Genomic DNA, 22,452 nt, shown 5'->3' with positions numbered 1-22,452 from the left:
GGCTTGTTATATTTGTGTTAATGATATGTAACGTAAAATGTGTTTTGGTACAAGGGTTTTGGACTTCATGCAAGCACACAGCATTTTTATTTTATCGATTATAAAATCAAAAATTTTGTTCTAAATCATATTAACTTGTCGTAGTTAGTATTCAATTTAATAAAAAAGTGGAATTCTTGCATTTAAAGATATAAAAATAATAGAATAATATGGGCTGTTTATTAATTTTATGAAATCTATCAAATTAGAACTTATGTCCCATGTTAATCGGTTTTAAAGTTTGTATATTTAAAATAGCTAGAAAGTATTGGGAGAAAAGAAGATATATAAGGATTTATTGTTATATTGTGGACGGAAAGAGGATGTGAGAAATTTGTATGGCAACTCGGTCGTCTCTTGTTTGGTTTTTAAAAAATTTCCGGTAAATCCGTCCCACGTCTTCCATATTCCAAAGACAACTCCAATTTTATTCAGATTAATCTTTCACCAAAGAGCTTCGTTTGATGCAGAGAACACCGGAAGAAGTACTGTAATTCATCCATGTACAAAATCAGGAAGTCATAAGCGCAGTCGTGAGTATTTTTAGCTCCTTTCAGCCTAGAATTACGCTCCTAATCACGCTGCAGCAGTTCATGCGTCTCGTAGCATCGATACCCTCAAGCCAAGATTCAGACAGCACACATCACGACACACTACGTTGTTAACATTGCGGCAACCATTCTACAACCCACCACCAAGATGCACTCACAGCATAATTCGAAAATGTTCCCATTCCATGCACATATTCATACATCCAGAGTCAGAGTTTTTTCACCATGACCGCCCAACTAAAAAAAGCTTGCACTGCGAAAGTGTGAGCGATGAAAAAGAAGATGTGCTTATTTCGATTAAAATCAGCTCTTCGAAGCTCCGGGGGGCTGAAGGAAACCAGCTTTCAGATAGGAGAAGGAGAAACGGTAACGATTGTCGTCGCGTGCCGTGGCGGCAAAAGCACGATCATCAAACTGCTACAACAAGTATGCGAACTCAGATCTCAATGGTATATCAGGAGTGGTCGCTTTTGCCGACTTCCATTGGTAATTCAATGCCGGAAAAAAGGATCGCATGACCGTTTCTTGCCAAGGGCGGTCATTTTAGCAGAGTTACTTTTACACATATCTATTTTGCGAGGAGAGGGACGTATGACTCAGCACGATGTTCAATTGTTTGCATTAAGCCAGCCACAGCAACGTATTTGGTACACGGAGCTTGTGTATCCCAATCGCAACACGTCTACGATTATTACTACTGTTAAAATCAAGGGAACGGTTCGCATAGATGCATTGCAGCAGGCAATGAACCGGGTTATTGCACGAAATGATTCTTTTCGTATCAAAATCACGGTTCGGGACGGCATTCCCTATCAATATGTTGAGCCGTTTGCTAATCAAAGCATAGAAACCCTTCAGGTAACCCAGGAGGAAGCTGAGCTATGGGTGAGTCATCATAACGCACAGCCGTTCCCCTTACTGGATTCGCAGCTGTATCGGTTTGTTATTTTGCAGCTGGGGGCAGAAGATACCTGGTTTAGTTTCAAGATGCATCATATTATTTCTGACGGCGTTACCATGGAGCAGGCCATTAATGAAATTACGGGAAATTATATGAATATTGTGCATGGTACAGGTTCAGATGCGCCGGTCCCAGCGAACTCATATCTCGATTTTATTCAGACAGAGCAAAGCTATGAGCAATCAGAACGCTATCAAAAGGATAAGATGTACTGGACGGAGAAATTTGCCAATTTGCCGGAGGTTACAGGTTTAAAATCGTACAATCCGCTCACAGTAAGCACGGCTGCACGCCGGGAGACCTATACACTGGAGCACGAATTATATCGTGGTGTCACGGCTTTTTGCGAGGCGCATAACATCAGTATTTTTACATTTTTTCTGGCTGCTCTGTATATTTATTTACATAAAACGACAGGTGAACAAGATTTAACGGTTGGTACATTGTATGCTAACCGTACGTTGAAGAAGGAAAAAAATACAATGGGCATGTTCGTCAGCACTGTGGCTACACGTTTGCAAGTTGAGCCGGAATCCGAGCTGCTTACTTTCCTACAGGGTGTTGGCAAGGAGCAGTCGTCCATTTTGCGGCATCAGCGTTATCCGTATAACAAAATCATACAGGATTTGCGTGAACAACAAAGCGGCACGGATATTGGCCGCCTGTTTGGCGTTACCATTCAGTACCGTACGCTGAGCTTCTCTCGTTTTGATGAAGCTGTTCAGCAGGTGCATACCGATTTCTGCGGAGATACGGTGAGTGACTTTGATATTGCCATGATTGACATGCTGGATGACGATAAACTTGTATTGCAACTGGATTATCGGACCGAGCTGTTCAGCGAGCAGGAAATCGCCCGAATGATTCACCAATTTTTGAGTGTGGTAGAGCATATGGTGAAAGGGCCACAGCAGCGGATTCAGGAGTTGTCACTGATGAGTGACAAAGAGCGGGCACAAATTATGAATGTATTTAATGCGACCACAGTTCCCTTTCCAGACGATGTGGGGATTCATGAGCTATTCGAGAAACAGGCAGAATGTACACCAGATCAGACAGCGGTTATGTTTGGAAGTCAGAGTCTGACTTATCGGGAACTGAATGAACGGTCGAATTCATTGGCCCGAATGCTTCAAGCACAGGGAGTAGGACCTGACAAGCTGGTCGGCCTGATGATGCAGCGCTCAGTGGAAATGATCGTAGGCTTGCTGGCTGTTCTAAAAGCAGGCGGTGCTTATGTGCCGATTGATCCCGAATTTCCGTCATCTCGTATTGAATACATGCTGGAAGACAGCAAGGCTGCAGTGCTTCTGACCAGTCGTGATTTGGCAGAAGAGCACCATTGTCAGGCCAATACCATGTTTCTTGAGGATGCAGAATTGTATCAGGGAGACAGCAGCAACCTGGAGGTGATTTCTCACCCAGAGCAGTTGGCTTACGTCATCTATACCTCTGGATCGACTGGTAATCCGAAAGGAGTTATGCTCCAGCATCGTTCGGTACTCAACTTTATTACCGGGATGCGTGAAATCATTGACTTTGAAGCTGGTAAAACCATTTTGTCACTCACGACCATTTCATTCGATATTTTCGTCTTGGAAACTATCTTACCGCTATTGGCTGGAATGACGGTTGTGCTTGGCGATCACCAGCATCAAGTGGATCCTCAGGCGCTTGGTGAGTTGATTACCCATCATTCTATTGAGATGTTGCAAATGACACCATCCCGGCTGCAGATGCTGCTGGATCATGAAGCTGGTTCCCGCGCGCTGCGGGGCGTAAAGGAAATCATGGTGGGAGGTGAAGCCCTTCCTTCCAAGCTGCTCGCAGCACTGCAAGAAATAAATGGCCCCCGTATTTATAACATGTATGGACCTACAGAAACGACGGTTTGGTCGACCGTACAGGAACTTACTCATGCTCAAGAAATTAATATAGGACGTCCCATCGCGAATACCCAAATATATATCATCAATGCGAGTGGGGAATTGCAGCCAGTCGGTGTGCCGGGCGAGTTATGTATAGCAGGGGAAGGCTTGGCCCGTGGGTATTGGAATCTGGAAGATCTGACGGCAGAGAAATTTGTAAATAATCCGTTTGCCGGAGATAAAGCAGGTTATGAACGGATGTACCGTACAGGCGATTTGGCGAGATGGACACTGGACGGCAACATTGAATATTTGGGACGGATGGATCACCAGGTGAAAATCCGGGGCTACCGGATCGAACTGGGCGAGATCGAATCGCAGCTATTGCAGGTGGAGTCGGTACGAGAAGCGGCCGTCGTGGCTCGTGTGGACGAAACAACGGGCCAAAAACAAATGGTGGCATACTATGTGGCCAGTCAAGCAATGGAAGCCAGTAAACTGAGAAGTGAGCTGGGGCGGGAGCTACCAAGCTATATGGTGCCGTCGTATTTCATTCAGTTGGAGCAAATGCCGTTGACACCGAACGGTAAAATCGACCGCAAGTCCCTGCCAGCACCGGAAGGCAGTCAGCAAAGCGGAGCGGATTATGAAGCGCCCCATACTGCGCCGGAACAGGCACTCGTAAGGATCTGGCAGTCCGTCCTGGGCGTGCCAACCGTCGGTATTTTGGACAATTTCTTTGACCTGGGCGGCGATTCGATCAAGGCGATTCAAATCGTATCCCGTGCGTTCCAGGCAGGCTACAAGCTGGATATGAAGGATCTGCTTCGGTGTCCAACCATCGCAGCATTGGCACCACTTATGACAAGTCGTATGGCAGATCAGGGAGAAGTGAGCGGGGAAACGGCATTGCTTCCGATCCATCATTGGTTCTTTGAACAGGAGCAAGTGGACGCGCATCATTTTAATCAGGCGGTTATGCTGCACCGGGAGCAGGGCTTTGACGAAGCTGCTTTGCATCAAGCGTTAATCCAGTTGACGGAGCACCACGATGCACTGCGGATGGTGTTCAGGAAGACCGAGCAAGGCTACCAAGCGTGGAATCGCGGAATACAGGAAGGCGAGCTGTATCATCTGGACGTGCTGGACTTTAGGGATTTGACGGATGAAGTCACCCTGAGCACGAAGATTGAAACGAAAGGAACTGAAATTCAAAACAACATAAACTTGTCTGAAGGACCGCTGGTAAAGCTCGCTCTGTTCCGTTGTACTGATGGAGACCATTTGTTGGTGACAATCCACCATTTGGTGGTCGACAGCGTATCATGGCGTATTTTGCTGGAGGATCTGGCATCCGGCTATGAGCAGGCTTTACGGGGCGAGTCTGTCCGCTTGCCTAATAAGACGGATTCTTTCCGCCTATGGGCAGATCAACTGGCAGCTTATGCGAACAGCGCCGCGTTGGAGAAGGAACGTGCGTATTGGGAGCAGGTGGAGCGAACTGGTGCTGCTCAAGAGGCATTGCCTAAGGATTACACTCGTAAATCTCAGGCCAAGCCACAGCTTCGTGATGATCGAACACTGACCGTAGCGTGGACGGTCGAAGAAACGGAACAATTCTTGAAACAAGCTCATCGGGCCTACAATACAGAAGCAAACGACCTGCTGCTGACAGCTCTGGGCATCGCCATTCAGGAGTGGGCAGGCATCCGTCAGGTGCTTGTAAACTTGGAGGGTCACGGACGGGAAGCCATTTTGCCGGATATGGATATTTCGCGCACGGTCGGTTGGTTTACCAGCCAATTCCCAGTTGTACTGGATATGGGCGAAGACCGGAATGTGGGACAGCGTGTCAAGAACGTCAAGGAAGGGCTGCGCCGTTTGCCGCATAAAGGGATTGGATACGGGATTTTGAGATATCTTGCTGACGGAGAAGGGAAAGCAAATTTTGTTGCCGAGCCGGAAATCAGTTTTAACTATCTCGGACAATTCGATCAGGATTTGAAAAATAATGCATTCCGCATGTCTCCTTATTCCATCGGGGCTTCCATGAGTGACACATTGACCAAGCGATATGCGCTGGATATTAACGGCATGATCACGGACGGTGCACTGGAGCTGACGATCAGCTACAGCAACAAAATGTTCATGAAAAAATCAATCAAAAAGCTGGCTGATCTGCTGCAGGAGAGCTTGCGTAAGGTGTTGGATCACTGTGTGGCCAAAGAGTTGCCGGAGCTGACCCCAAGCGACTTGTCCTTTCGAGGACTGACGGCTGTAGAGCTGGATCATATTGTAGAGCAGACGGCTGCTGCGGGAGAACTGGAAAACATTTATTCGTTAACACCCATGCAAAAAGGCATTCTGTTCCACGGCTTCATGGAGCCGCAATCCGGGGCATATTTTGAGCAGGCGACATTTGATCTACAAGGCAGCTTTCAAGTGGAGACTTTTGCCGAAAGCCTCAATCAACTGGTGGATCGCCATCAAATATTCAGAACGAATTTTTATAGCGGCTGGAATGAACAGCCTTTACAGGTGGTGTATCGACACAAACCTGCCGGGTTCCGTTTTGAAGATATACGCTTGATGGGACAAGAAGAGCAGGACGCGTACATTGCTGATTTTGCTGAGCGCGACAAAGCCGAAGGCTTTCATTTCAGCTCAGGAGAGCTGATGCGGGTGTCTATTTTACGTACAGGCGAGGAGTCGTACCGCTTTGTGTGGAGCTTCCATCATATCTTGATGGACGGTTGGTGCTTGTTCCTGGTTGTAGGGGAAGCATTTAATACGTACTTTGCCATCCTCGAAGACCGCAAGCCGGAGCTTGCCCCGGTAACACCATACAGCGAATATATTGAATGGCTGGATCGGCAGGACAAGACGGAGGCTGAACGGTTCTGGCGTGATTATTTTGCGGGCTTTGAGCAGCAGACGGTATTGCCGCAGGTCAAACAGCTGGACGGTCACGCAAAAGCATATGAAGCGGACAAGCTTTCGTTTACACTGGGCCGTGAAGTGACGGAGCGGATGAACAAGCTGGTTAAGCAGAAGCAAGTGACGGTCAACACACTTTTGCAAGCAGCGTGGGGCGTTGTACTGCAGCGGTATAACAACAGCCGGGATGTGGTATTTGGCAGTGTCGTATCTGGTAGATCAGCAGATATTCCGGGCATAGACAAAATGATTGGGTTGTTCATTAATACGGTTCCTGTACGGATTCACAGTGAGAAAGATATGACTTTTGCTGCGTTAATGAAGCAGATCCAGGAGCTGGCACTGGCTTCCCGTGCCTATGAAACCTATCCGTTGTATGACATTCAGGCCCTGACCGAGCAGAAACAGGATCTAGTGAATCATATTATGGTGTTTGAAAACTACCCGGTGGAACAGCGCATGGAGCAGATGGGTAGCCGTGGTGCGAATGGCTTTACGATTGCCAATGCTTCCATGTCAGAGCAAACGAACTATGATTTCAACATTACCGTTGTGCCGGGTGATGAAATTCATTTCCATTTGGAGTACAACGCGCGAGTGTTGGAACGTGCAGCTGTAGAGCAAATCCGTGAGCATTTGCTGCATATGATTGAAGAAGCGATTCACAGACCAGATGCACGGGTAGATGAGCTTGAATTGGTGACTGCTGCGGAAAAAGCAAAAATCATCGATGGTTTTGGATCAGTAGGCGTAGCTGCGTGGACTGATGAAAAAGAATCTAATTTGTTGTTCCACGCCTATGTGGAAGAACAGGCACAGCTTGTGCCGGATCACGTGGCCGTTGTATACGAGGAACGGCAGTTTACGTACCGCGAGCTGAACGAGCGTGGAAACCAGCTTGCTCGTAGATTGCGGAATGAGGGCATTGGACGCGAGTCCATTGTCGGTATTTTGAGTGAACGCTCGGTGGACATGCTGGTCGGCGTACTGGCGGTGTGGAAAGCCGGAGGCGCATATGTACCGCTGGATGCGGATTATCCGTCCGATCGGATTCGCTTTATGCTGGAGGACAGTGGTGCGACGGTGCTGCTAACGCAAACCGGTTTGCAAGAGCGTGCACAGGGTTGGCTGGAGGCAAGTCGGCAGGCCTTGGTCGGAGGGCAGACTGAGGGTGAATGGGAAACAGCGGCTGGCGCTGAAACGATGGAAAGAGACAGCCTGAGTGAAGGCGTAAGCTTGAAATCAGATTCGAAGTCTGACAACGAAGAAGCATCCGAACCGGCAACAGGACTGCGTCTGCGTACTGTATTGGCATTGGACGATCAGTCGCTGTACACCGGGGATGTCACGGATATCGAACCGATCAATGAACCGCACGATTTGGCATATGTGATATACACGTCTGGGACAACCGGACGTCCGAAGGGCGTCATGATCGAACATCGCAGCTTGGTGAATACGGCTGCGGCGTATCGCCGGGATTACCGTCTGAACCAGTTCCCAGTACGACTGCTGCAACTGGCCAGCTTCTCCTTCGACGTGTTCGTCGGCGATATTGCACGGACGCTCTATAACGGGGGCACGATGGTCATTTGTCCGAAAGATGACCGCATTGATCCAAGCCGTCTGTACGGCTGGATTCGTGATTACCAGATTACCGTGTTCGAATCGACTCCGGCCCTGATCGTACCGTTTATGCAGCATGTGCATGAACAGGGCCTTGACATGAGCAGCATGGAACTGCTGATCACCAGCTCGGATAGTTGCAGCGTGACGGACTACCGGGTGCTGCAAGAACGGTTTGGCGCAGATATCCGCATCATGAACAGCTACGGCGTCACCGAAGCGGCGATTGACTCCAGCTTCTACGACGAAGAGCTGTCGAAGCTGCCAAGCAGTGGCCATGTGCCGATTGGCCAGGCATGGCTGAACGCACGCTTCTACATTGTGGACAGCCAGCTGACTCCAGTGCCGATCGGCGTACTGGGCGAGCTGTGCATTGGTGGAGCCGGGGTGGCACGGGGGTACCTGAACCGTGCGGATCTGACCGCTGAGAAATTCGTAGCGAACCCGTACGTACCGGGGGAACGTTTGTATCGCACCGGCGATTTGGCGCGGTGGATGCCGGACGGTAATGTGGACTTTATCGGCCGGATGGACTACCAGGTCAAAATCCGGGGATACCGGATTGAGCTGGGCGAGATTGAAACGGCGATCCAGCGAGTGCCAGGTGTGCGTCAAGCCGTAGTCATCGACCGGACGGACGAGCGTGGAAACAAATATTTGTGCGGATACATCACGGGAGAAGCCGAGCTGCGGATGGAGGAAGTACAGACCGAGCTGGAAGCCGGACTGCCAGCACACATGGTGCCTGCACGTCTGATGCGACTGGAGACCATCCCGCTGACCAGCAACGGCAAAATCGACCGCAAGGCTTTGCCGGAGCCAGAAGGCAGCATCTATACGGGAGCAGCCTATGTAGCCCCGCGTACCACAGTGGAGCAAGTACTGGCTGCGGTATGGGCTGGAGTACTGGGCGTGGAAGCCGTAGGCACGCAGGATAACTTCTTTGAGCTGGGTGGCGATTCGATCAAAGCCTTGCAAGTCTCGTCCCGATTGATGCAAGCAGGCTATCGATTGAACATGAAGGATCTCTTCAGTAATCCGACGGTAGCGGCACTCAGTCCTTTGCTTCGTACAGATGGCAAGATGGCCAGTCAGGAAGAGGCAGTAGGCCCGGTGGAACTGACACCTATTCAGCGATGGTTCTTCGAGCAGCAGCCGGCTGACCTGCACCACAGCAACCAGGCGATGATGCTGTATCGAGCTGGGCGCTTTGACGTCGACGCGCTGCGCCGTACGATGGACCGTATGGTCCAGCATCATGACGCATTGCGCACGGTATTCCGTGAGGCGGAGCAGGGCTATGTCGCTTGGAACCGCAGTATAGCGGAAGGCGAGCTATACACGCTGGACATTGTAGATTTCAGCGCAGTGGAAGACGAATCCACCGCTGTTGAAGCCAAGGCGAGTGAAATTCAAGCCAGCATTCATTTGAGTGAGGGTCCACTTGTGAAGCTTGGTCTGTTCCACTGCGCTGAGGGCGACCATTTGCTAATCGTCATTCATCATTTGGTTGTGGACGGTGTATCGTGGCGTATTCTACTGGAAGATTTGGCATCCGGTTATGAGCAGGCTGTTGCAGGTCAAACCGGCACAGCGATCCGACTGCCGCATAAAACAGATTCATTCCAGGTATGGGCCAAACAGCTGTCAGCCTATGCCAGCAGTGCGACGATGGAGCGGGAGCTTGCTTACTGGCAGCATATCGAACAAGCAGAAGCTAGCCTTGCGAAGCCTTTGCCGAAGGATTTTGCAAATGACAATGCACGGCTTGGAGACAGTGAGGTTGTGACGGTCCGCTGGACGAAGCAGGAAACCGAGCAGCTGCTCAAACAAGCTCATCGCGCGTACAACACGGAAATGAATGACCTGTTGCTGGCTGCGCTCGGAAAAGCAGTCTATGACTGGTCTGGTTCCGAACGGGTGCTGGTCAATCTGGAGGGCCATGGACGGGAAGCCATTGTACCGGATGTGGATATTACACGCACGGTCGGCTGGTTTACGAGCCAGTTCCCGGTTGTACTGGATGGAAGTTTGGGACAAGGGGGACATACCGCTCGTCTGATCAAAAGGATCAAGGAAGGGCTGCGTCATATTCCGCAAAAAGGCATCGGCTACGGTATTTTACGATACCTGTCAGATATGAATATGCTGGAGAAAGCAGGCGTGCGGTTACAGGCTCAGCCTGAGATCAGTTTTAACTATTTGGGCCAATTCGATCAGGATTATAAAGGCAATGATCTACAGCCTTCCGCCTATTCTATCGGTGTGCCTGTCAGCACGAACGCGACTATGGATTTTGCGCTGGATATCAATGGAGTGATCGAAGATGGCGAGTTGATGTTCACGATTCGCTACGGCACAACACAATTCCGTCATGAAACGATTGAACGGCTTGGAGAGCTGTTGGCATCTGGCTTGCGTGAGGTGATTCATCACTGTGTTGCCCAAGAAAGAACGATGCTAACCCCAAGTGATGTCCTGTTAAACCATGTAACGCTGGATGAGCTGGAGCAATTGGTGGAAGATACGCGAGATCTGGGCGAGCTGGAAAATGTGTATGCCTTGACGCCGATGCAAAAGGGGATGCTCTTTTACAGCTTGATGGATGAGAATTCGGCGGCTTATTTTGAGCAGGCCACCTTTGAGCTGAACGGGCGTTTTGATGTGGTCACTTTCGGTAAAAGTTTTGATTTGCTCGTACAGCGTCATGAGGCATTGCGGACGAACTTTATCAGTTCATGGAAGGATGAGCCTGTACAGGTCGTTTTTCGCAACCGTAGCGGACAATTATATTATGAAGACCTGCGCGGACTGGAAAAAGAGGAACGAGCAGCTCGTGTTGAAGCTTTTGTCATCGAAGATAAAGCAAAAGGATTCCATCTGGCAGAGGGCGCACTCATTCGTATCTCCATCCTGCAAACCGGGGATGAAACGTATCACTTTATCTGGAGCTTCCATCACATTTTGATGGATGGCTGGTGCTTGTCCTTTATTACACAGGAGGTATTCGGTAGCTATCTGGCACTGCGCGCGGGTCATGAGCCAGCGCTGGAGCCAGTCACGCCGTTCAGCCGATTTATCGAATGGTTGGAGCGTCAGGACCGTGAGGCGGCCTTGCAATACTGGAGTGGGTATCTGGCGGACTACGAGCAGCAAATTACGCTTCCACAGCAAAAAACACAGCCCAAATCGATGCACGTCGGGGAATATATCGCTGAAGATCTGGATTGCGAATTCCAGCCAGAGCTGGTTGCCCAGATTGAACGGGTGGCGAAGCAAAATCAGGTCACGATCAATACGCTGATTCAGACGGTATGGGGCGTCTTGTTGCAAAAATATAACAACAGTACGGATGTCGTGTTCGGCAGCGTTGTGTCTGGTCGACCAGGGGATATTCCAGGTGTAGAGCACATGATCGGGCTATTTATTAATACGATTCCAGTGCGTGTGCAGTCTGAACAAGGCGAAACCTTTGTCGAGCTGATGAAACGAACCCAGCAGCAGGCGCTGGCTTCCAATGCCTACGATGCGTTCCCGCTGTATGAAATTCAGGCGCTGACCGAGCAGAAACAGGATTTAATCAATCATATTATGATATTTGAAAATTATCCGGTGGAGCAACAGGTAGAGCAGTTGGGCAGTGAAGGACTGGAGCCCTTCACAATTTCGAATGTGGTGTCTACAGAGGAAACCAATTACGATCTGAACGTCGTCGTTATGCCGGGAGAAGGCATTAAAATTCGTTTTATGTATAACACGCTCAGCTTTGATCAAGCAGGCATTGAGCGTCTATATGGGCATTTCGCACGTCTGCTGGAGCAAATTTCGCTCAACCCGCATGTTGGGGTTGAAGAGCTGGAATTAGTCACAGCAGCGGAAAAACAACAGATTACAGCAGCATTTAATGACACCGCTTGTGCATTCCCATGCAAACAGACGATCCATCAGCTGTTCGAGGAGCAGGTAGAATATACGCCAGACCAGGTGGCATTGGTGTTTGGACATCAGAGTCTGACTTATCGGGAACTGAATGAACGGGCCAACTCATTGGCACGCATACTTCAAGCACAGGGAGTAGGACCTGACAAACTGGTCGGCCTGATGGTGCATCGCTCAGTGGAAATGATCGTAGGTCTGCTGGCCGTTCTAAAAGCAGGTGGTGCTTATGTGCCAATTGATCCCGAATTTCCGTCCTCTCGTATTGCATACATGCTGGAAGATAGCGAGGCCACAGTGCTTCTGACCAGTCGTGATCTGTTGGAAGAGCATCATTACCACGCCAATGCAATATTTCTTGAAGATAAAGAATTGTATCAGGGAGAGAACGGCAACCTGGAGACAATTGCCCAGCCAGAGCATTTGGCATACGTCATCTATACGTCTGGTTCGACTGGAAATCCGAAAGGAGTTATGCTCCAGCATCGCTCGGTCCTCAATTTTATTACAGGGATGCGCGAAGTCATTGACTTTGAAGCCAGCCAAACCATTTTGTCACTGACGACCATTTCATTCGATATTTTTGTCTTGGAAACCATCTTGCCTCTGCTGGGTGGAATGACGGTCGTGCTTGGCGACAGCCAGCATCAGGTGAATCCTCAGGCACTAGGTGAATTGATTGCTCATCATCATATTGAGATGTTGCAAATGACACCATCCCGGGTGCAAATGCTGCTGGGTCATGAAGCAGGCTCCCGCGCGCTGCAAGGCGTGAAGGCAATTATGGTCGGGGGCGAAGCCCTTCCGTCCAAGCTGCTCGCAGCACTGCAAGAAATAAACGGTCCCCGTATTTACAATATGTACGGACCTACAGAAACGACAGTTTGGTCGACTGTGCAGGAACTGACCCATGCTCAACAAATTAACATTGGACGCCCTATCGCGAATACCCAAATATTTATCATGAATGCGAATGGGGAGTTGCAGCCAGTCGGTGTGCCGGGTGAGTTATGTATTGCCGGGGAAGGATTGGCCCGTGGGTATTGGAAACGTGAAGAACTGACGGCCGAGAAATTTGTAAATAATCCGTTTGCTGGTGACAAGGCAGACCATGAGCGGATGTATCGTACAGGCGATTTGGCAAGATGGATGCCGGATGGCAAGATTGAATATTTGGGTCGGATGGACCATCAAGTGAAAATCAGAGGCTACCGGATCGAACTGGGCGAGATCGAATCGCAGCTGCTGCAGATGGAGTCCGTACAAGAAGCGGTCATCATGGCCTGCACGGACGAAACGGGTCAAACCCAGCTAGTGGCGTACTACGTGGCGAGTCAAGAGCTTGGAGCTAATGAGCTGAGGCAGGAGCTGGGACAAGAGCTGCCAAGCTATATGATGCCGTCGTATTTCATCTGGTTGGAGCAGATGCCGCTGACACCGAACGGTAAAATCGACCGCAAGGCACTGCCTGCACCGGAAGGCAGTCTGCACAGCGGTGCGGATTATGCAGTGCCACGCACTGTAACGGAACGAGCACTCGTAGCGATCTGGCAGTCCGTCCTGGGCGTGCCAACTGTAGGTACTTTGGACAATTTCTTTGACCTGGGCGGCGATTCGATCAAGGCGATTCAAATCGTGTCGCGTGCGTTCCAGGCAGGCTACAAGCTGGACATGAAGGATTTGTTCCGCTATCCCATCGTCGCAACACTTGCACTGCATATGCATGAGGTAAGCCGCATGGTAGATCAAGGAGAAGTGAGCGGGCAAACGGCATTGCTTCCGATCCAGCACGGGTTCTTTGCACAGGAGCAAGTAGACGCGCATCACTTTAATCAGGCGGTTATGCTGCACCGGGAGCAGGGGTTTGATGAGTCTGCTCTGCGTCAGGCACTTGGCAAACTAGCAGAGCACCATGATGCACTGCGGATGGTGTTCAGCAAGACCGAGCAAGGCTACCAAGCATGGAACCGTGGAATACAGGAAGGCGAGCTGTACCACCTGGATGTGCTGGACTTTAGCAATTTGACGGATGAAGTTATGCTCAGCACGGCAATTGAGACGAAAGCCAGTGAAATTCAAAGCAGTATTCAACTGCAAGAAGGGCCGCTGTTAAAGGCTGGCTTGTTCCACTGTGCAGACGGGGATCATCTCCTGATGGCAATTCACCATTTGGTCGTGGACGGGGTATCATGGCGTATTTTGTTCGAGGATTTGGCTGTAGCTTATGAACAGGCCATCCGTGAAGAGGCGCTCCAGTTACCAGACAAAACGAATTCATTCCGTTTCTGGTCACAAAAACTTTCCACCTATGCGAATAGCGCGGCCATGGAAAGTGAACACACCTACTGGGAACAATGGAACGCAGCCGCTTTGTTAGACCAAGTACGTTTGCCTGAGGATCAAGGGCAGGCTGAGCCATTTACCCTAGCTGACACGGATACAGTGGACTTCCAGCTTACGGAAGAAGAGACAGAAAAACTATTGAAGCAAGCACACCGCGCATATAACACGGAAGTGAACGATCTGCTGCTGACCGCATTGGGCATGACGCTGTACACGTGGACGGGTCATGAACGTAGTCTGATTCATTTAGAGGGACACGGCCGTGAGAACATTTTGCCGGATACAGACATTTCTCGTACGGTAGGCTGGTTTACGAGTCAATATCCGGTATGGCTGGACATCGGCCGTGGTCACGCTTTGTCGGAACGCATCAAACAGGTCAAAGAGAGTCTGCGCCATATTCCTAATAAAGGAATTGGCTATGGAATTTGGAGATATTTGAATGAATCTGGTCAAGCCGTTGGTCAACATCAAGCTTTTGCCGAGCCGCAAGTAAGCTTTAACTATCTCGGCCAGTTTGATCAGGACTTGCAAAACAGCGATATCCGTATGTCTCCTTACTCGATGGGATCGGTCATTAGTGACCGGACGAAGATGAAATATGTGCTCGAAGTGAGCGGAATCGTAACGAACGGCATCCTGGAACTGGAGATTCGGTATAACGGAAAAGCCTTCCGTAAGGACACCGTGCAGATGCTGGCTGATCTGTTGAAATCCAATCTGCTTGAAATGATCGAGCATTGCGTCACACGGGAGCGGACCGAATTGACTCCAAGTGATGTGCTGTTTAAAGGTCTGACCCTGGAGCAATTAGATACGATTAAGGAGCAAACAAAGACGGTTGGGGAATTGGAAAATGTGTACCCGCTAACGCCAATGCAAAAGGGTATGCTGTTCCACAGTTTGATGAATGCAGAAACAGGCGTGTATTTTGAGCAGGCGACCTTTGATCTTGAGGGCTACTTTGCACCGTCTATATTCGAGGAAAGCTTGAAGCTGCTGGTTAGTCGACATGCTATATTACGGACGAATTTCTATAGTGGCTGGCATGGTCAACCGTTGCAGATTGTCTATCGTCATAAAAATCCGAGCTTCTTTTATGAGGATGTCAGAGGGTGTGAACAGGCTGTAGCTGAATTTGTGGCCCAGGACAAAGCTCGAGGCTTTGATTTAAGCAAGGATGCGCTCATGCGCGTAGCTGTCTTCCGCACGGGTGATCGCTCATACCGTTTTGTATGGAGCTTCCATCATATTGTGATGGACGGCTGGTGCCTGTCCCTGATGACGGACGAAGTGTTTGGTGCATATGTTGCCTTGCTGGAGAATAAGCAGCCAGAGCTCGCACCTGTCAAGCCGTATAGTGACTATATCGAATGGTTGGAACATCAAGATGCACGGGAAGCGACCCGTTATTGGAGTAACTATTTGGCAGGTTTTGAGCAGCAAACATTGTTGCCTAGTGAGAACGTGCAAGCTTCTGTAGTAGAACGCGATGAAGATACAGACAGAAGCGGTGGAAGTTCAAATTCCGGTTATGTTTCGGAAAAGCTGCCATTTATGTTGGGTAAAGAACGGAGTGCCACATTAAACCGAATTGCCAAGCAACAACATGTAACGATTAACACATTGCTGCAAAGCGTTTGGGGCGTTATTTTACAGAAATACAATAATAATCAGGATATTGTGTTTGGTAGTGTTGTATCCGGTCGTCCGGCAGAAATTGCAGGCGTAGAGAACATGATCGGTTTGTTTATCAACACGATTCCGGTACGGATATGCAGTGCACCGGATGCTACATTTGCTGAAGTATTGCAGCGTACACAGGAACAGGCTTTGGCCTCCAGTGTCTATGACACGTTCCCGCTGTACGACATTCAGGCACTGACTGAACAAAAACAAGACCTAATTCATCACATCATGGTCTTTGAAAACTACCCAATCGGGCAGCAGATGAAGCAGATGGGCGGTTCCGGCGAGACAAAGGCACAAACAGGCTTCTCTATTGCCAATGTGGCACTTGCAGAGCAAACCAACTACGACTTTAATCTGATTGTCGTACCTGATGAGGATATCTCTATCCTGTTTGAATACAATGCGCTGGTGTATAACCGGTCTGCAGTGGAGCGTATCTATGGTCATATCAACCACGTCATCGGACAAATCGTGGACAATCCGCATATCCATGTGAATGAGCTGGAATTGGTGACACCGGAAGAGCAGACACAGATCGTTCAGGTGTGGGGAGATACGGCGGCAGCCTATCCGCAGGATCAAACGCTAAACGCATTATTCGAGCAGCAGGCAGCGAACACGCCGGAGCAAGTGGCGGTGTTGTGCGGAGCGGAGTCGTTGACCTACGCAGAGCTGAATGAGCGAGCCAACCGTCTCGCACGCACCTTGCGTGCCGAAGGGGTTGAACCGGATCAGCCGGTAGGCATTCTGGTTCACCGTTCACTGGACATGATCGTAGGCATCTATGCGATCCTGAAGGCAGGCGGAGCCTATGTGCCGATTGATCCGGAATATCCGGCCGACCGCATCCGCTTTATGCTGGAGGACTCAGGCGCGAAGCTGGTGCTGACGCAATCGCATCTGGCGGAGCAAGCATCGCTGAGTTTCGACGGCCAAGTGCTGGTGCTGGATCGTCAGGAGCAGGATGGCAAGCACATTTATCACGAAGACGGCTCGAATCTGGAGCCGCTGGCCGGGCCGCACCATGTCGCGTACGTCATCTATACCTCCGGTTCGACCGGAAAACCGAAGGGCGTAATGGTAGAGCACCATTCCGTGCTGAACCGGATTTTGTGGATGCATGATCGCTACGACTTGAGTGCGAAAGATACAATCCTGCAAAAGACCGCCTTCACCTTCGACGTGTCGGTGTGGGAGCTATTCTGGTGGTCGATGGTCGGCTCAAAGGTGAGCCTGCTGTCCGTGGGCGGGGAAAAGAACCCGGAAGACATCATCGAAACGATTGCCCGCGATGGCGTGAGCACGATGCACTTTGTTCCAGCCATGCTGCATGCGTTCCTGGAGTACGTGGAGCAGCAGCCACGGGAAGTGATGCAAGCGAAGCTGGGCACACTTCGCCATGTCTTTGCCAGTGGTGAAGCGTTGCCGCCACAACATGTGGCCCGGTTCCAGCGGCTCGTATCGAGCCTGACCGGAGCGAAGCTGATCAACCTGTACGGCCCAACCGAAGCGACGGTGGACGTATCGTACTTCGATTGCGAGCCGGATGAGGAATATACGGTTATCCCGATCGGGAAACCGATTCAAAATATCCGTCTGTATATCGTGAAGGAAGGCACGGAGCAATTGCAGCCGATTGGGGTTGCAGGGGAACTGTGCATCGGCGGTGTCGGTGTAGCCCGCGGTTACCTGAACCGACCGGAGCTGACGGCCGAGAAATTCGTAGCCGATCCGTTTGCCGACGGAGAAGCCGGGTATGAACGGATGTACCGCACCGGCGATTTGGCGAGATGGATGCCGGACGGCAACATTGAATATCTGGGCCGGATCGATCATCAGGTGAAAATCAGGGGTTATCGGATTGAGCTGGGCGAGGTCGAATCGCAGCTGCTCCAGGTGGAATCGGTGCGCGAAGCCGTGGTCGTGGCCCGTATGGACGAAATGGGCCAAAACCACATGGTGGCCTACTATGTCGCGGGACAAGTAGTCGAGGCCAGCGAGCTAAGAAGTGAGCTGGGACGGGAGCTGCCAGGCTACATGGTGCCATCGTACTTTGTACAACTGGAACAGCTACCACTGACACCGAATGGCAAAATCGATCGCAAGGCATTGCCTGCACCAGAGGGCGGCCTGCAAACGGGGGCCGATTATGCCGAGCCGCGCACTATGCAAGAACGCGCTTTGGTAGCGGTCTGGGAGTCGGTACTGGGGCTGCAGACGGTCGGTATTCTGGACAATTTCTTCGACCTGGGCGGTGATTCGATCAAGGCGATCCAAATCGCGTCCCGTGCGTTCCAGGCTGGCTATAAGCTGGACATGAAGGATTTGTTCCAGTATCCAACCGTTGAAGCCCTGGCACCGCATATGCACGAGGTCCGTCGTATGGCAGATCAGGAAGAAGTCAGCGGGGAAACGGCGCTACTTCCGATCCAGCATTGGTTCTTTGCGCAGGAGCGCGAGCGTCCACAGCACTTTAATCAGGCGGTTATGCTCTATCGCGCGGAGGGCTTTGAGGAGACGGCAATTCGCCAAGCCATGGATCACCTCGTGAAGCATCATGATGCGCTGCGTACGGTCTTCCGTCAGACTTCCTCTGGTTTCACGGCTTGGACCCGCCATGTAGAGGAAGGCACGTTATATACACTGGAAACTTTGGATTACCGTGAACGGGCTGCTTATGCGGAAGAGTTGGAAGCGAAGGCAACGGAAATCCAAAGCAGCATGGACCTGTCCGCAGGACCTTTGGTGAAACTCGGATGGTTCCGCACAGCGGAGGGCGACCATCTGCTGATCGCTATTCACCACTTGGTGGTGGACGGGGTGTCGTGGCGGATTCTGTTTGAAGATTTCTCGACAGGCTACGAGCAGGCGATCCAGGGCGAGCCTGTACGATTGCCCTATAAAACAGATTCCTTCCAAACTTGGGCACGGGAGTTATCCTCTTATGCTAACCGTCCTGAGGCTGCATCGGATGAAGTCTATTGGAAGCAGCTGGAACAGGTCAAAGCTGAAGCTGCACCACTGCCTAAGGATTTTGCCTATGAGGGCTCCGTGAATGCAGACAGCGAAGTGCTAACGGTGGAGTGGACTGAAGCTGAAACCGAGCAACTGTTGAAGCAGGCCCATCGCGCCTATAACACCGAGGTCAATGATTTGCTGCTGACCGCGCTGGGACTCGCGGTGCACAACTGGACAGGTGCAGGACATGTACTGGTGAACCTGGAGGGCCATGGCCGGGAAGCGATCTTGCCAGAGGTGGATATTACACGTACAGTAGGCTGGTTTACGAGCTTGTATCCAGTGCTGCTGGAGACCGGCAAGGAAATGACACTGGCTCAGCGGATTAAAGAAACGAAGGAAGGCCTGCGGCGTATTCCGCATAAAGGCCTGACCTATGGCACTTGGCGTTACCTGTCCTCTGCGTTGCCTGCAGATGAAATGGACACGATCGCAGCCGAACCGGAAATCAGCTTTAACTATTTGGGTCAGGTCGATCAGGATCTGCAAAACAGTGGAATTACGTTGTCCTCCTACCGTACAGGGGAAACAGAGGATGCCCATTCCCGCTTGCCGTACACGCTGGATCTGAACGCAATGATCTCGGAAGGCACGCTGCGCTTGACGATCGCTTACAGCCGTAAGCAGTATCGTAAAGAAACGCTGGAACAGGTGGCGGGGCTGCTGCAATCCGCTTTGCAAGAGGTCATTACGCATTGCGTCGCTCAGGAGCGGCCAGAGCTTACCCCAAGTGATGTATCCTTCAAAGGTCTGACGACTGGAGAGCTGGAACAGATCGCGGAACAAGCGGCACGTATCGGTGAGCTGGAAAATGTATACGCACTGACGCCGATGCAGAAGGGCATGCTCTTTTACAATCTGATGGATTCGCAATCGGGAGCTTATTTTGAACAGGCCTCCTTTGATCTGCGAGGAGAGTTTAATATCGCTGCCTTTGCGGCCAGTTTGGATGTTTTGGTGCAGCGGCATACAGTACTGCGTACGAACTTCTACAGCGGCTGGAAGGATGAACCGCTTCAGGTCGTGTACCGGAATAAGCGCAGCGAACTGTATGTTGAGGATTTGCGGGATATGGAGGAAGAGAAGCAAAACGAGTACATGCTCGAATTTACGCGCCAAGACAAACAAAGAGGGTTTGATCTGGCGCAGGATGCTTTGATGCGTGTCGCTGTTTTGCGCACAGGTGAGGATGCGTACCGTTTTGTATGGAGCTTCCATCATATCGTGATGGATGGCTGGTGCTTGTCGCTGGTGACCAACGAAGTGTTTGCGAGTTATTTTGCGATACTGACTCATAAACAACCTGAACTGGCCCCTGTAACGCCGTACAGTCAATATATCGAATGGCTGGAACAGCAGGATCGTCAGGCCGCATCAAGCTACTGGAGCAAGGTTCTGGAAGGATATGAGGAGCAGTCCCGTTTGCCACAGGCAAAAATTCAGGGTAAGACGGGGTATCAGGCGGAGCGTTTGGATTTTGATTTGGGCGCAGACCTCACAGCTGGTATTCAGCGCATAGCCAAGCGTTATCAGGTCACCATCAATACGTTGATGCAGACCGTATGGGGCCTTTTGCTGCAAAAATATAATGGCACCGATGATGTCGTGTTTGGCAGTGTAGTATCTGGACGTCCGGCAGACATTCCGAATGTGGAGCATATCATTGGTCTGTTTATCAATACGATTCCGGTGCGTATCCGCAGTCAGGTGGATAGCGTATTCTCCGACGTGATGAAGCACATCCAGGAGCAATCGATTGCTTCCCATGTGTATGATACGTATCCGTTGTATGAAATTCAGGGGCTGTCGGAGCTTAAGCAGGATTTGATCAATCATATTCTTATTTTTGAAAATTATCCGGTAGAGGAACAAATCGAGCAATTAGGTAGTAGTGAGGCGTCCAGCTTCACGATCACAGGAGCCGAGTCTGTCGAGCAGACCAACTATGACTTTAACGTGGTAGTGCTGCCGGGGAATACCATTCACATGAGCTTTGGCTATAATGCCCTAGCCTTTGAACGGGAAAGTGTGGAGCACATTCGAGGTCATCTGGTGCAGCTACTGGAGCAGGTGACAGCGAATCCGAACATTCGCGTACATGAACTGGACATGGTTACGATGCAGGAGCGTAAGCAAATCGTTGAGGTGTGGGGCAATACAGCGGCAGCCTATGCAAGCGAGCAAACGATTCACGGCTTGTTCGAGGCGCAAACCGCGCAGACGCCAGAGCAGACAGCCTTGTTCTTTGAAGGAGAGCAGCTGACTTATCGCGAGCTGAATGAACGCGCCAATCGATTAGCGCGTACCTTGCGCAGTCAAGGCGTGACGAAAGATCGTTTGGTGGGTCTGATGACCGAGCGGTCGGTGGACATGCTTGTGGGCATCTTCGGGATTTTAAAAGCCGGAGGCGCCTATGTTCCTATCGATCCAACCTATCCGGAGGAACGTATCCGCTATATGCTGGATGACTCGGGAGCGAAGCTGCTATTGACACAAAGTCATCTGGTGGACAAAGCCGTTATCGACGGTCAAGTGCTGGTATTGGATGGGGAACAATCGGTGTACCACGAGGATGGTTCCAACCTGGAGCCGCTGTCTGGTCCAAACGATTTGGCGTATGTGATCTACACGTCAGGTACAACCGGGCAGCCGAAGGGCGTGATGCTGGAGCACCACGGGCTGTGCAATCTGAAAACGTATTTTGATCAGACGCTCAAGATTCGTGCGTCGGATCATGCGCTGCTATTTGCCAGCTATTCGTTTGATGCGGCTTGCTGGGAAATCTTCCAGGCGCTGTTCTGCGGGGCTACGTTATACGTGCCAACAACAGAGACGATTTTGAACTACGAACGGTTTGAGCAATATATGGCGGATCACCACATTACGGTGGCTGCTTTGCCGCCAACTTATGCAGTGTATTTGGAGCCGGGGCGGATGCCGCACCTGCGTATTCTGTTCACTGCGGGTTCAGCCTCATCCACCGAACTGGTATACAAGTGGAAGGATCAGGTGGCGTACTACAATGGCTATGGTCCAACCGAAAACTCGGTGGCGACGTCCATCTGGCCGGTATCCGAGGATGAGCGGGCAGGCCAACTCATTTCCATCGGACGTCCTATGCCGAATCACCGGGTATACATGGTGGATGGGCATGGACATTTGGCGCCGGTCGGCGTAGCAGGTGAGCTGTGCGTGTCCGGTCCGGGTCTGGCGCGTGGTTATCTGGATCGCCCAGAGCTGACGGCGGAGAAATTCGTAGCGAACCCGTTTGCGGCGGGTGAAGCAGGCTATGAACGAATGTACCGTACGGGGGACTTGGCGAGATGGATGCCTGATGGCAACATTGAATATTTGGGCCGGATCGACCATCAGGTGAAAATCCGGGGCTACCGGATCGAACTCGGCGAAGTCGAGGCACAAATGTTGAAAGTGGAAAACGTGCAAGAAGTCATCGTCCTGGCTCAAGCGGACGAGCAGGGAC

Annotated in this window: 1 protein-coding gene (only partly in view); it reads left to right on the top strand. The window is 50.8% G+C overall.

Annotated features, from left to right (window positions below; genetic code table 11):
* The first annotated feature begins 1,181 nt into the window (after nt 1–1,181).
* A protein-coding gene (locus C0638_RS20710) for a non-ribosomal peptide synthase/polyketide synthase (RefSeq protein WP_102163742.1) crosses the window boundary here: on the top strand, nt 1,182–22,452 show its 5' portion. It continues 20,996 nt past the right edge of the window; the window shows 21,271 of its 42,267 coding nt (coding positions 1–21,271); the start codon lies at nt 1,182–1,184; the stop codon falls past the right edge of the window.

Origin of the sequence: Paenibacillus sp. lzh-N1 (assembly GCF_002872435.1) — a bacterium.
GTDB classification, from domain to species: Bacteria; Bacillota; Bacilli; order Paenibacillales; family Paenibacillaceae; genus Paenibacillus; species Paenibacillus polymyxa_C.
Note: the sequence above shows the minus strand (reverse complement) of the source record. Positions and strands in the feature narration are given on the sequence as shown.